This window comes from Streptomyces hainanensis, from assembly GCF_004348415.1.
GTDB lineage: Bacteria > Actinomycetota > Actinomycetes > Streptomycetales > Streptomycetaceae > Streptomyces > Streptomyces hainanensis.
This window is the reverse complement of the sequence record NZ_SMKI01000213.1, coordinates 1-13,066: the sequence shown is the minus strand read 5'-3', so window position 1 is coordinate 13,066 and position 13,066 is coordinate 1. Positions and strand designations below refer to the sequence as shown.

Here is a 13,066-nt window from a genome sequence, read left to right as displayed (position 1 = left end):
GGGCGGTGGGAGACGGGGACACGGGATCTCCTCCTCGGACACGGGTGGGGGCGGACCGCCGGCCGGTGCGGCCGCCGGGCGCCCGGTGCGAGTGGACGCCGCGGCCGGGGCCTCAGCGGTCCCTGAGCATCAAGGCGGCACGTTTCTCCGGGAGCACGACCTCGTCGGCCTTCCGGAATCCGGCGGCGCGGAACGCCGCGAGCGAGGCCACGTTGCGCACGTCGGGCTCGGCGACCACGCGCTGGCAGCGCGGCCGGTGGCGGAGCACGAGCTCGGCGACGGCGCGCAGCAGGGCGGCGCCGACGCCTCGGCCGCGGTCCTCCGCGTTGCCGATGAGCACGTGGAGACCGGTGTCGTGCAGACGGGACGGGTAGTGGCGGGCGAGCGGATCGAGATCGGCCCGGTAGATCTCCCAGTAGCTCATGGGCAGCCCGTCGAGCATGCCGAGGCAGGGCATGCTCCGGCCGTCCCCGATGAGCTGCCGCTCCAGGTGGGCGGCGGTGCGCTCGGGCGGCCCCGCCAGCAACCAGAAGGCGTCGACCACCGGGTCGTTCATCCAGGTGGTGACCAGCGACAGGTCCCGGGCCGGCAGCACGGGCACCAACTGAAGCACCCCGGCGGCGGTGTTGATGGGCCCCCAGTCGGCGACCCCGTCCAGTGGGTCGGCCGCGCCGGGGGCCCGGTCGGCGCCGACCGGACCGTACGGGGCGAACGCACCGGTGAGGTCGGGCGGCAGCGGCAGGTCCGCCGTGTCCTCACAGTCGGCCTCGGTATCCGCTCCGGTATCCGCCTCGGCGTCGGGCATGGCGTGCTCCTTCAGGCGGTGGCCAACGGGTTGGGGACCGTGACGTAGACGGACTGGCCGTCCACCGGGCCGACGAGTTCGTCGAGGCCGTGCAGGCGGGTCAGCATGTTGGCCTTGCAGCGCAGGGTGGCCGACTCCAGCAGGTGGGCGACCAAGGGCGAGACGGGGCCGCCGGACGCCGCCCCGGCCTCTTCGGTGAGGAAGCGGCGGAACGCGGCGAGCAGCAACCCCTCGTCGGCGAGCCCCTGGGCCCCGAACCCGCCGATGAGGCCGAGGACGTTGTTGATGCCCAGGTAGTAGGCGAAGCGTTCGTCGGCCACCTCGTCGGCCACGAAGGTGTCGGACCGCTGGCCGATGCCCGGCAGCCGCCGGTCCAGGGCCTCGCGGTGGGAGGCGCGGAAGTAGTACCCCTGGTTGTCGCGGAACCGGCCGCCGGCCGGCCAGCCCTCGGCGTCGAGCAGCACCAGCGTGTTCTGCTGGTGGGCCTCGAGCGCGACGCCGGCCCACGCGTCCAGCCAGAGCAACGGCCGCACCACGGCCCGCAGGTAGCGCAGCAGCCACTCGGCGGACACCGCCGGGGTGCCGCGCCCGGTGCGCTCGGCGATGGCGCGGACCACGTCGGCCAGGCGGGAGCGCAGCTCGGCCTCGGGCCGACCGGGCCAGGGCCGGAGGCCGGTGAGCGCGGCCAGGCACAGGGCGTCGTCGCGCGGGCCGAACGGGTTGTGGCGCAGCACGGTGTCCAGACCGGGCACCGGCCGGCCCTGGGCGTCGTCGACGGCGAGCCAGGCCGGGTCGCGCACGATGTCGAAGCCGGGCCCGGCCGGGAAGGCGGCGCGCCACTGCGCGCCGAGACCACTGGACAGCAGCCGGTGCACCTCGACGCCTCGGTGCAGCTCCTTGCGCAGGTTCTCCCGGCGGGAGTTGGTGATGCGCAGGGCGAGCGAGAGCTTGAGCATGGCCGGCGCGCCGGGGCGGTGCACGGTGCGCACCGAGGACGTGGGGTACCACGGCTCGCCGTGCTCGCCCAGGTCGTGGAGGAGCCCGGCGCCCAACAGCGCGGCCACCGGGGGGCGGTGCACCAGGTCACGGGCCTGCCAGGGGTGGAGCGGCAGCGGCACGGTGTTCGGCGGCAGCGTGAGGCCGGAACCGGCCAGCCTGGCAGCCAGGGCCTCGGCCGGCACCGTCTCGCCACGCTCCGTCCACGCGGAGTCGGCGGCGAGCACCGAGCGGTCGACCGCCATCCAGTGCAGCGGGAACGAGCCGCGCAGTTCGGGCGAGGCGCGACGGGACTCGTGGCCGGCCAGGCCCTCCCGGCTCTTGGGCGTGGGGTGCAGCGGGTGGCCGAGGAGCAGCGACTGCTCGGCGTCGAGGAAGGCGTGGCCGTGCCCGGAGGGCCCGGGGGCCAGGCGGCGGGCGGCCAGGAAGCCGGCGGTCCGCCGCACCGAGTCGGCGACCCGGCCCACCATCGCGGTGCCCTCCGCGCCGGCCTGCGCGGCGCCGCCGCGGTGGGCGGCCTCGCGGCCGAGCAGCGCGGCCAGCGTGACCGCGTCCACCGGGGCGGCGGTGGGAGGCGCGCCCTCGATCCGCACCGGGCCGAAGCGGTGCCAGCCGGTGGCCGACCAGTACCTGAGGCGGACGCGCAGCGCCACGCCCGAGGAGGCGAGCGGGAGGAGCAGTGTGCCGCCGGCCGGCCGGACGGCCCCGGTCTCCCGGACCCAGCAGCGCAACAGGCTCTCCACGGTGGCCGCGTCGGCGGCGGCCTCGGCCAGCGGGTGCTCCAGCGGATCGGGGACCTCCCGCGGCGTCGCGGCGTCCTGCTCGGTCGACTGGGACCGATCCCCTCTCGGCTGCCGGGGAATGGAGGGCTCCATGAGCCGGGCGGGACGGCGGCGGACCGGCTGGCGCTCGCGGCCCGGGCTGCGGTCGGGACGGGGGCGTCCGTTCATCTCTCACCTGTCTGTCATGCTGCTGTGCTGCTCCATCCGTAGTAACGACCGCGTCCACGGGGGAACACGGCCTGTGGCAAGATCCTTTGGGGCGACCCGTCGCGCGTGCGCCGTCGGCGGCGCGTTCGCGCCCCGGTCGGGAACCGGGGACCCGGCTACCACCGTCCACTTGGGCACCGGCATAGTGGGGGAGTCCTCCGTGCCGGCGGGGTGCCGGGCAGGCGCAAGCGCTCCGCGCACCACCGAGCAGGACCATGAGACACCTCAGGGGGAGTTCACCCATGTCATCGATACGCAGGCGGCCCTCGCGTCGCCGCGCCGCGCTGGCCGCCACGGCGATGGCCGCCTGTCTCGCGCTCACGGTCACCGCGTGTGGCGGCGACGAGGAGACGAACGACGACGCGCAGGCGCCTGGCGACAGTTCCACGGAGGACCCGGGTTCCGGCCGTGAGCTCCAGGACGTCCTCGACAACCTCCCCTTCGACTTCGACGTCGACGCCTGGTTGGACGGCGGCTGGGAGAACTGGGACCAGGAGACCTGGCTGAGCGAGATCGGCGACTTCGTCAACCCGATCATCGAGGGCCTCTGGGACACCGATCGCATGGGGCAGGCGGAGGACCCCGAGCAGTCGATCGACGAGGACCAGATCCAGGAGGACCCGGACGCGCCGCAGGCCGACGACCCGATGGCCGACCGGGGCATCACCGACCCCGAGCCCGCCCCCGTCGAGGCCGTCCAGGTGGACACGCCGTACACGGACAACGGCGCCCCCATCGGCAAGGTGTTCTTCGACAGCCCCGAGGGCCCGATGGTCTGCTCCGGCACCGTCGTCAGGGACCCGAACAACCCCGGCCAGTCCAACCTGGTGGCCACCGCCGGCCACTGCGTGCACGCGGGCACCGGCGGCGGCTGGTACCGGAACATCAGCTTCGTGCCGGCCTACAACAACAACGGCCTGAGCGCGGCCGAGGCCAACAACCCGGCCAACGTGGGCGAGGTCGCGCCGTACGGCGTCTTCTGGGCCACCTACGTGTCGACCACGCAGTACTGGCTCGACAACGGCACCACCACCGGCGGCGAGGGCGCGCACGGTGACTTCGCGGTGCTGTCCGTCGAGCCGGAGGACGGCAGCGGGCTCTCCCTGGAGGAGACGGTCGGCGCGGCCGTCGACGTCAACTTCGACGCCCCGGCGGTCTCCGGGCTCGGCCCCGTCTCGCTGTACGGCTTCCCGGCGGCCGCCCCCTACGACGGCGCCCTGATGTACCGCTGCGACGGCACGCCCGGTCGCCTGGCGATCGACTCGACCATGCCGGTGCTCTACTGGGTCGGCTGCACCATGACCGGCGGCTCGTCCGGCGGCCCCTGGCTGCGGACCGGCGACGACGGTGAGGCCGAGCTGATCTCGGTCAACTCCATCGGCCCGTTCGAGAGCACCTGGCTCGCGGGCCCCCGGCTGGACGTCGAGGCGCAGGACGTCCTCGAGTACGTGAGCCAGCAGGCCGGCTGACCCCGGCGCACGACGACGGAGGGGCCGGTGTCCGCGAGTGCGGACACCGGCCCCTCGTCTCGTTCGTGCCGCCTCGCCTCGCCGCGGCGCGGTGCGTCAGCGGGCGCTGGCGACGGCGTTCGGGCTGCGCTCGGTGCGGCTGCCGGGCACCGGCTCCGACGGGTCGTCGCCCAGCCGGACGACGTGGTTGGCGCCGTCGACGTGGACCACGGTGGGTCGCAGCCGGCGGGCCTCGGCATCGTCCACCTGTGCGTAGCTGATGATGATGACGAGGTCGCCTGGCTTGACGAGATGGGCGGCCGCGCCGTTGATCCCGATGACGCCGGTGCCCCTGGCGCCCTCGATCACATAGGTCTCGAGGCGGTTGCCGTTGTCGATGTCGACGATGTGGACCAGCTCGCCCGGCAACAGGTCGGCCGCGTCCATCAGGTCGGCGTCTATGGTGACGGAACCGACGTAGTGCAGGTCAGCCTCGGTGACGGTGGCGCGGTGGATCTTCGACTTGAACATGGTTCGCAGCATCGAGTACTCCTGACTAGGCTCCCTGCCTGCGTTCTTGCAGGTCAAGGGCACTGTGTCCACTCTACAACGAGCCATCGCCCCGGCCGCGGGCCGCCCCGGTCATCTGGTGTAGACCTCGGCCCGGTCCACGCTCACGAACGAGGCCGAGGACCCGGCGTCGTGCTCGCCCGTGACGCGGATCCGCAGCGTGTGGCGGCCGTCCGCCAGCCAGGGGCTGAGGTACTGGAGCGTCTCGCCGGTGCGGATCGGGCCGTGGAAGTCGACGCGTTGTTCCGGGCCGCCGTCGATGCTGAGGGCGGCGATGCCGTTGCCGGTGTCCCGGACGGACAGCAGGGCGATCCGGTTTCCGGTGAAGGTGAAGGTGGCCGTGTTGCCGGCCCGGTCGCTCCAGTGGTCGTCGCTCCAGAAGCACTGGGCGGCGCAGCCGGTCCCCGAGTTCCAGGTGCCGGTGTACGCGACGCCGCCGGGCCCGTTGGAGCGACCGTCGTCGTTGATCCAGTAGTTGCCGGAACCCGGGTCGCCCGAGGGCAGTTCCTGTGTCGCGCCGAGGGCGAGCGGGCGGCCGAGGTTCGGGCTGCCGTCGGCGTTCCAGGTGATCCGTTGGGCCCGGGTGGTGCGGTTGGTGTAGGTGACGGTGCTGGTCGTCTTCGCGTGGTAGACGATCCAGTCCTCGGTGCCGTCGGGCGAGCGGAAGAAGGCGTGGTGGCCGGGGCCGAAGACACCGCGGTCGTCGGCACGGGCGAACACCGTGCCCGGGTGCTGGGTCCAGTTCCCCGGCACCAGGGGGTCGGCGCCGTTCGGCAGGGACAGCATCCGGATCTGGTAGTCGGGCTTGCCGGTGTCGCAGGCGGAGTACGTCAGCCAGGTGCGGCCGTTGCGGTTCAGGAACTCCGGCCCCTCGCGGACCTCGGGGCAGCCGCCGGCGGCGTCGAGGGCGACCGCGTCGCCGGCGACGGTGTAGGGGTTGGTCAGCGGCGCGATGTTGAGGCCGTTGTGCTGGTACTGGTTGATGCCGGCGTAGGCGAGGTAGAGGCGGCCGTTGTGCTCGAACACGCTGGGGTCGATGGCGTAGGTGTCCCGGTGGTTGGGCGGTTCGAGCTTGGCCTTGAAGTGGTAGGGGCCCGCCGGGTCGTCGCCCGCCGACTCCAGGACGTACAGCCGGTGGTGGTCGTCGACCCCGTCGTCGGCGGTGTAGTAGAGGTACCAGCGGTCTCCGAACCGGTGGAACTCCGGTGCCCAGATGTTCCGGTTGCGCGAGGGGTCGGAGTCCGTCCACACGGTCACCGGGTCGGCGGCCAGCAGCGTGCTCAGCGAGGGGGAGCGCCACATCCGGATGCTGTTGCCCTGCGTGGTGGTGAGGTGGTAGTTGCCGCGCCAGTAGGTCAGGAAGGGATCCGGTCCCGGGTTGAGCGGGTTGCGGAAACCGGTGCTGGGGGCGGCTGACGCCTCGGTCGCCGTGGCGTGTGGCGAGGCGGTGATCCAGCCGAGCAGGAGGCCCAGGAGGGCGGCGAACAGCGCCGCGCGACGGGCCGTGCCGAGGCCAACGCGCATGGGGACGCCTCCTTTACATCGATGTAAGGTCCCGGCGCGAAGGTAGGAAAGGGCCATGGGTGTGTCAACCGGTCCGGACCGTCCGACGAAGGAGGGCCGCGCCCCCACCGGCCTGACGGCACGGGGGGCGCGGCCCTCCTTCGGTCGATCAGCTCCTGGCGACCGGCACGTACGGAGCGAGCATCGCGGCCAGCTCCTCGTGCACCTGGGCCTTGAGCAGGGTGCCGTCGCCGGTGTGCTCCTCGGCGAGCACCTCGCCCTCCGCGTGCACCCGGGACACCAACGCGCCCTGGGTGTAGGGCACCAGCGCCTCCAGCTCGACGGCCGGCCGCGGCAGCTCGGCGTCGATCGCGGCCAGCAGCTCGGCCATGCCCTGGCCGGTCTGCGCCGAGACCGCGATCGCCCGCCGCTCGTCGCGGAGCAGCCGCTGGAGCACCAACTCGTCGGCCACGTCCGCCTTGTTGATGACGACGATCTCCGGAATGTCCCGGGCGCCGACCTCACCGATCACCTCGCGGACCGCGGCCAGCTGCTCCTCGGGCACCGGGTGCGAGCCGTCGACCACGTGGAGGACGAGATCGGCGTCGCCGACCTCCTCCATGGTGGAGCGGAACGCCTCCACCAGGTCGTGCGGCAGATGGCGCACGAAACCGACGGTGTCGGCCAGCGTGTAGGCGCGGCCACTCGGCGTCTCGGCGCGGCGCACGGTGGGGTCGAGGGTGGCGAACAGCGCGTTCTCCACCAGCACCCCGGCGCCGGTGAGGCGGTTGAGCAGCGAGGACTTGCCGGCGTTGGTGTAGCCGGCGATGGCGACCGAGGGCACCTTGTTGCGACGGCGCTCCTGCCGCTTGACGTCGCGGCCGGTCTTCATCTCCGCGATCTCCCGGCGCATCTTGGCCATCTTCTCGCGGATCCGCCGACGGTCGGTCTCGATCTTGGTCTCACCGGGACCACGGGTGGCCATGCCGCCGCCACCACTGGAGCCGCCGCCGCCCATCTGCCGGGAGAGCGACTGGCCCCAGCCGCGCAGCCGCGGCAGCATGTACTGCATCTGGGCCAGGGAGACCTGCGCCTTGCCCTCGCGGGACTTGGCGTGCTGGGCGAAGATGTCGAGGATCAGGGCGGTGCGGTCCACCACCTTGACCTTGACGACGTCCTCGAGGTGGATCAGCTGACCCGGGCTCAGCTCACCGTCGCACACGACGGTGTCGGCGCCGGTCTCGAGAACCAGGTCGCGGAGCTCCTTGGCCTTGCCCGAGCCGATGTAGGTGGCCGGATCCGGCTTGTCACGGCGCTGGATCACGCCGTCGAGCACCAGTGCGCCCGCGGTCTCGGCGAGGGCGGCCAGCTCGGCGAGGGAGTTGTCCGCGTCGCGGGCCGTGCCCGAGGTCCAGACGCCGACCAGCACCACGCGCTCGAGGCGCAGCTGCCGGTACTCGACCTCGGTGACGTCCTCGAGCTCGGTCGAGAGGCCGACGACGCGGCGGAGCGCGGCGCGCTCTTCGCGGTCGAACTGCTCACCGTCCCGCTCCTCGTCGATACCGCTCCAGGCGACGTCCTCGTTCATCAGGGCGTCGGCCCGGCGGCCGGCGGCGCGGCGCTGGTGGTCCTGAGGAACCTGAGGAAGAGAGGAGAAGGTCAATTCGATCCTTAGGGTCGACTGCGATGGTCGGGTGCGACGCGACGACGGAGCCATGCTTTCCACACCGCGCCGGAACACTGTCCGGGGAACGCCTGGGCGAACCGGAGAATTCCCCCGGGCGGAACCATAGTGGCACGCGGGCGTCGCCCCGTCACCCGGGTTTGGCGGCGTCAGGGTCGGGTCCGCACCGCGCGGCTCACGTCGTAGACGCCGGGCACCCGGCGCATCGCCCGCATCAGGCCGGGTAGCCCGGAGGCGTCGGGCAGTCGCAGCGTGTAGGTGTGTCTGACCCGCTGCTGGCGTGGCGGCTCCACCTCGGCGTGCTCCACGGCGACGCCCTGTGCCGCGATGACCTCGGTGAGGTCCGCGAGCAGCTCGGCGCGGCCCAGGGCCTCGGCGCGCAGCGTGACCCGGCCGGCCACGGCCCCGGAGCGCCAGGACACGGGCAGCGGGTGCCGGCCGGCCCCGACCATCCGGATCGCGGAGGGACAGCTCTCCCGGTGCACGGTGACGGCACCGCCACGCACCGTGAAGCCGAGCGCGCGGTCCGGCGGCACCGGGGTGCAGCAGCGGGCGAGCCGCACGGACGCGCCGGGCGCGTCGGGGACCACGGCGCCGAGGGCCTCGCCAGAGGCGGCGGGGTCCGGCGCCCGGCCGCGGGTCCGCGGCAGGGCCGGCGGCGCGGGGCGCTCGGGCTCGCCCTCCGCCTCCGGGGTCCGCTCGTCGAGCCAGCGGCGGATGGCGATCCGGGCGGCGGGGGTGGTGGCGTGGTCGAGCCAGTCGGGGGAAGGACCCGAGCTGCCGTCCGGCGCGAGCAGCAGCCGGAGCGTGTCGCCGTCGCGTAGCACGGTGCGCAGCGGGGCGAGCCGGCCGTTGACGCGGGCGCCGAGGCAGGTGTGCGCGGCCTGGCCGTGCCGGGCGTACGCGGCGTCCACGCAGGTGGCGCCGAGCGGTAGGTGGAGCGTGCCCTCGTCGGCGCGCTCGGCGAAGACGGTGATCTCCCGGTCGCTGGCGAGTTCGTCGCGCAGCGAGCTCCAGAAGGTGTCGGGGTCCGGCTCCTGCCGCTGCCACTCGAGCAGCCGGGAGAGCCATCCCGGCCTGGTCGGGTCGACACGCTCGGCGTCGTCCGCGGTGGGCTCGCCGTCCGCGGAGCGGTGCGGGTCGCCGAGGGCGACGACGCCGGTCTCGGCGACGCGGTGCATCCGGTGGGTGCGCACCAGCACCTCGGCGAGCCGGCCCGCCTCGTCGAGGAAGGCGGTGTGCAGCGACTGGTAGAGGTTGAACTTGGGCGCCGCGACGAAGTCCTTGAACTCGGAGACCACCGGGGTGAAGCAGGTGTGCAGCTCGCCGAGCACGGCGTAGCAGTCGGCGTCCTCTCCGACGAGGATCAGCAGCCGGCCGTAGTCGCAGGGGTCGAGCTGCCCGCGTTTGCGGCGGGCCCGGTGCACCGAGAGCACGTGCCGCGGCCGGATGTGCACCTCGGCACCGATGCCGGCCTCGCGCAGCACCTCGCGGACGGCGTCGGCGACGGCGGCCAGCGGGTCGGGGCGCTCGGCGTGCTCGCGGATCAGTTCCTGTGCCCGGCTGTGGTCCTCGGGGTGGAGGACCGCGAAGACCAGGTCCTCCAGCTCGGTCTTGAGCGTCTGCACGCCGAGCCGCTCGGCGAGCGGGATCAACACGTCGCGGGTGACGCGGGCGATGCGGGCCTGCTTCTCGGGGCGCATCACGCCGAGGGTGCGCATGTTGTGCAGTCGGTCGGCGAGCTTGATGGACATGACGCGCACGTCGCTGCCGGTGGCGACCAGCATCTTGCGGAAGGTCTCGGGCTCGGCCGCGGCGCCGTAGTCGACCTTCTCCAGCTTGGTGACGCCGTCCACCAGGTGGCGCACCTCGTCGCCGAAGGCGGTGCCGACCTGGTCGAGCGTCACCTCGGTGTCCTCGACGGTGTCGTGGAGCAGGGAGGCGGTCAACGTCGTGGTCTCGGCGCCGAGTTCGGCGAGGATCAGGGTGACGGCCAGCGGGTGGGTGATGTAGGGCTCGCCGCTCTTGCGGGTCTGCCCGCGGTGGGCGGACTCGGCCAGCAGATAGGCACGGCGCAGGATGTCGAGCTCGGCGCCGGGATGATGGCGTCGGTGCGCCTGGGCGACGTGTTCGAGTGCGTCGGGCAGCCGGTTGCCGACGGCCGTGCCGAAGATGGCGGCGCGGCCGAGCTGACGCAACCTCAGCACGTCCCGGCGGTGCCCCCGCCGGCCACTGGGTGCTGTCGCCTCTGCGCTCATGGGGTGGCACCTCCCGCGGTCTCCAGACCGGACCGCGGCCCATTCCCCGTGATCCCCGTGACCCGTGATCCCGCTGCGGCGCCGGTGCTTGATGCTACCGAGCCCAGCACGTCGCCCCGACCACTGGCCGCCCCTAACGTGGCGGATCACCCAGCCGAGTGACTTATGTCCATGGAAAGCTGTCCGAAAGCGAGGGTCGGCCAGGCCGGGATTCGTCCGGCGCACGACGGGCGCACATCGGCGCACGTCAGCGCACGTGAGCGGACGTGAGCGGGAGGTCGTGGGGCGGCGGACGGCGGCGCCGTCAGCCGAGCAGGGCCGGGTCGAGGGTGCCCTCGGCCACCAGGACGGCGGGGCCGGTGAGCGTCACGGTGCCGTCCGGTGCCTCGGTCACGACGAGCCGGCCGCCCGGCACGTCCACCGTGTAGGTGGCGGTCTCGCCGTCGCGCGCGGGGTCGAGGCCGTCGCGCCGGGCGGCGGCGACCGCCACGGCGCAGGCGCCGGTGCCGCAGGAGCGGGTCTCGCCCGAGCCGCGCTCGTGGACCCGGAGCGCGACGTGGCGCGGACCCCGGTCCACCGCGAACTCGACGTTGACGCCCGCCGGGAAGGCGGTGGCCGGTGTGACGGCCGGCGGATCGAACAGCCGCCCGGCGTCGGTCAGTTGGTCGACGAAGGCCACCGCGTGCGGGTTGCCCATGTCCACGTGGAGCGCGGGCCAGCCGCGCTCCCCCACGGTGACGGTGGCGCTGGCCCGCGGGCCGGCCGGCAACCGCGCGGCGCCCATGTCGACGACGACGTCGCCGTTCGCCGCGAAGCCGACCCGGCGCACGCCGGCCCGGGTGGCGACGGGCAGCCCCTCCCCCGCGCCGCCGTCCTTGACGAGCCCGGCCTGCCGCAGGTAGTGCGCGAAGACCCGGACGCCGTTGCCGCACATCTCGGCGATGCTGCCGTCCGCGTTGCGGTAGTCCATGAACCACTCGGCCTCGCCGGCCAGGGCGCGGGCCGCCGGGTCGGCGGCGGCGCGCACGACACGCAGTACCCCGTCCGCACCAACGCCGGCGCGCCGGTCGCAGATCCGGGCCACCGCGGCCGCCGAGAGGTCGAGCCGCCCGTCGGGGTCGGGGATGATCACGAAGTCGTTCTCGGTGCCGTGGCCCTTGAGGAACGGCACGGGCTGCGCGGTGGTGCTCACCCGCCCGATCGTAGTCGGGATCAGCGCAGCCCGGACACGCGCCAGACGGCGAGCAGGACGAGGACGCCGAGGCCGAGACCGTAGAGCGCCAGCACCCGCCAGTCGGGGCGACGACCCGAGCCCGGCGACGGCAGCCCGGGCCAGGTGAAGCCGGCCCGGACAGCGGCCATCATGCCCCAGCCGGCGGCGCTGCAGCCGATGAGCAGGCCGAGCATCGCGACGACGGCGCCGGCACCGTCGAAGGCGAAGGCCAGCGGGAAGGCGAACATCAGGGCGCCGAGCAGGCTCAGCAGCACGATCGGCGCGAACAGCACCAGCTTCAGCCGGCGCGGCGGGCGCAGCTCGGCGTAGGACTCGCCGCCGGCCGCCGGGTCGGCCTCGGGGTAGTCGACCGGGTCGCCGCCCGCGGCCTCCGGATCGGCGACCTCGTCACCGTCCGTCAGCGACGTGATCGGCGGCTCGGCGCCGGCGTCGAGGTCGAGATCGGGGTCCGCCGCGAGCTCGTCGCCCGGGCGCTGCCGGGGGATGCCGTCGGTCGTTCCGTTGCTTTCGCGAGGGCTGGCCTCCATCGCCACGCGCCCTCCCTACTTCTCTCCAACGGATCACGGCCATTGCGACATTGCTCGATGATGGCACGCTGAATGGCCGCTCCCGTCCGCTTGGAGCGTCCCGATGCCATCACGTGATCAGGATGTGACCGTCCGTTCGAGCAGCTCCCACGCGTGCTCCACGAGCCTCGCGCGCCCCTCCCGGGAGCCGTCGAGCCAGCGCACGCGGGGGTCGCGGCGGAACCAGCTCTCCTGGCGGCGGGCGAAGCGCCGGGTGGCGCGAACCGTCTCCGCCCGCGCCTCCGCCTCGTCGCACTCGCCGGCCAGCGCGGCGAGCACCTGGCCGTAGCCGAGGGCGCGGGAGGCGGTGCGCCCGGTCCGCAGCCCGACGCGTTCCAGGGCCCTGACCTCGTCGACGAGGCCGGCGCGCCACATCAGGTCCACCCGGTCGGCGATCCGCTCGTCCAGCTCGGGACGCTCCACGGCGACGCCGAGCTGGAGGGTGGGGTAGGCGCCGGGGTCCACGCCGGGGCCCGGCAGCTGGGCCGTGAAGAGCCGCCCGGTGATCTCGATGACCTCCAGGGCGCGGACGATCCGGCGACCGTTGCTCGGCAGGATGGCCTCGGCGGCCCGGGGGTCGGCGACGGCCAGCCTGGCGTGCAGGGGGCCGCTGCCGACGGCCGCCAGCTCCTCCTCGAGGCGGGCCCTGACCACGGGTTCGGTGCCGGGGAACTCCAGGGTGTCGACGGCGCCGCGCACGTAGAGCCCGGAGCCGCCGACCAGCACGGGGGTGCGCCCGGCCGCGAGCAGCCGGTCGATCGTCGCCCTGGCCATCCGCTGGTACTCGGCCACGCTGGCGGCCACGGTGACGTCCCAGACGTCGAGCAGGTGGTGCGGGACGCCCCGCCGCTCCGCCACGGTGAGCTTGGCCGTGCCGATGTCCATGCCCCGGTACAGCTGCATCGAGTCGGCGTTGACGACCTCGCCGCCCAGGCGCTCGGCGAGGGCGACGCCGAGGTCGGACTTGCCGGCCGCGGTGGGCCCGACGACGGCGATGACGCGGGGGGCGGGGG

At 73.8% G+C, this 13,066-nt stretch carries 10 protein-coding genes; 1 reads left to right on the top strand and 9 read right to left on the bottom strand.

Features of this window, described 5'->3' with window-relative positions; genetic code table 11:
* Window positions 1–112: 112 nt before the first annotated feature.
* Together E1283_RS19945 and E1283_RS19940 are read right to left on the bottom strand one after the other, a co-directional pair.
* Complete coding sequence (locus E1283_RS19945) at window positions 113–805, bottom strand: GNAT family N-acetyltransferase (protein ID WP_132819462.1); 693 nt, start codon at window positions 803–805, stop codon at window positions 113–115.
* A gap of 11 nt (window positions 806–816) precedes the next feature.
* A complete protein-coding gene (locus tag E1283_RS19940; protein ID WP_132819461.1) occupies window positions 817–2,751 on the bottom strand; it encodes an IucA/IucC family protein in 1,935 nt (644 codons plus the stop codon).
* Window positions 2,752–3,032: 281 nt separating this feature from the next.
* On the opposite strand from E1283_RS19940, the gene E1283_RS19935 reads away from it, so the two are divergent.
* Complete coding sequence (locus E1283_RS19935) at window positions 3,033–4,259, top strand: trypsin-like serine peptidase (protein ID WP_132819460.1); 1,227 nt, start codon at window positions 3,033–3,035, stop codon at window positions 4,257–4,259.
* Between the two features lie 96 nt (window positions 4,260–4,355).
* Here E1283_RS19935 and panD read toward each other — a convergent pair whose 3' ends face one another.
* The 7 genes from panD to miaA form a co-directional block, all read right to left on the bottom strand.
* A complete protein-coding gene (panD, locus tag E1283_RS19930) occupies window positions 4,356–4,781 on the bottom strand; it encodes an aspartate 1-decarboxylase (protein WP_132819459.1) in 426 nt (141 codons plus the stop codon).
* Between the two features lie 99 nt (window positions 4,782–4,880).
* The gene (locus E1283_RS19925; RefSeq protein WP_132819458.1) at window positions 4,881–6,332 is read right to left on the bottom strand and encodes a glycoside hydrolase family 43 protein; all 1,452 of its coding nucleotides are present in this window, start codon (window positions 6,330–6,332) and stop codon (window positions 4,881–4,883) included.
* A 148-nt stretch (window positions 6,333–6,480) separates the two neighbouring features.
* On the bottom strand, window positions 6,481–7,974 hold the full coding sequence (hflX, locus tag E1283_RS19920; RefSeq protein ID WP_132819457.1) for a GTPase HflX: 1,494 nt from the start codon (window positions 7,972–7,974) through the stop codon (window positions 6,481–6,483).
* A 170-nt stretch (window positions 7,975–8,144) separates the two neighbouring features.
* The gene (locus tag E1283_RS19915; protein ID WP_132819456.1) at window positions 8,145–10,253 is read right to left on the bottom strand and encodes a RelA/SpoT family protein; all 2,109 of its coding nucleotides are present in this window, start codon (window positions 10,251–10,253) and stop codon (window positions 8,145–8,147) included.
* Between the two features lie 304 nt (window positions 10,254–10,557).
* Window positions 10,558–11,445, bottom strand: a complete 888-nt coding sequence (dapF, locus tag E1283_RS19910) for a diaminopimelate epimerase (protein ID WP_132819455.1) — start codon at window positions 11,443–11,445, stop codon at window positions 10,558–10,560.
* 20 nt (window positions 11,446–11,465) lie between these two features.
* Complete coding sequence (locus tag E1283_RS19905; protein WP_132819454.1) at window positions 11,466–12,014, bottom strand: hypothetical protein; 549 nt, start codon at window positions 12,012–12,014, stop codon at window positions 11,466–11,468.
* Between the two features lie 117 nt (window positions 12,015–12,131).
* On the bottom strand, window positions 12,132–13,066 hold a 935-nt coding region (gene miaA, locus E1283_RS19900; RefSeq protein WP_132819453.1), incomplete at its 5' end, for a tRNA (adenosine(37)-N6)-dimethylallyltransferase MiaA.

Coding starts and splice junctions, on each gene's coding strand:
- E1283_RS19945 (WP_132819462.1), bottom strand. CDS start 805: ATGCCCGACGCCGAGGCGGATACCGGAGCGGATACCGAGGCCGACTGT.
- E1283_RS19940 (WP_132819461.1), bottom strand. CDS start 2,751: ATGAACGGACGCCCCCGTCCCGACCGCAGCCCGGGCCGCGAGCGCCAG.
- E1283_RS19935 (WP_132819460.1), top strand. CDS start 3,033: ATGTCATCGATACGCAGGCGGCCCTCGCGTCGCCGCGCCGCGCTGGCC.
- E1283_RS19925 (WP_132819458.1), bottom strand. CDS start 6,332: ATGCGCGTTGGCCTCGGCACGGCCCGTCGCGCGGCGCTGTTCGCCGCC.
- E1283_RS19905 (WP_132819454.1), bottom strand. CDS start 12,014: ATGGAGGCCAGCCCTCGCGAAAGCAACGGAACGACCGACGGCATCCCC.
- panD (WP_132819459.1), bottom strand. CDS start 4,781: ATGCTGCGAACCATGTTCAAGTCGAAGATCCACCGCGCCACCGTCACC.
- E1283_RS19915 (WP_132819456.1), bottom strand. CDS start 10,253: ATGAGCGCAGAGGCGACAGCACCCAGTGGCCGGCGGGGGCACCGCCGG.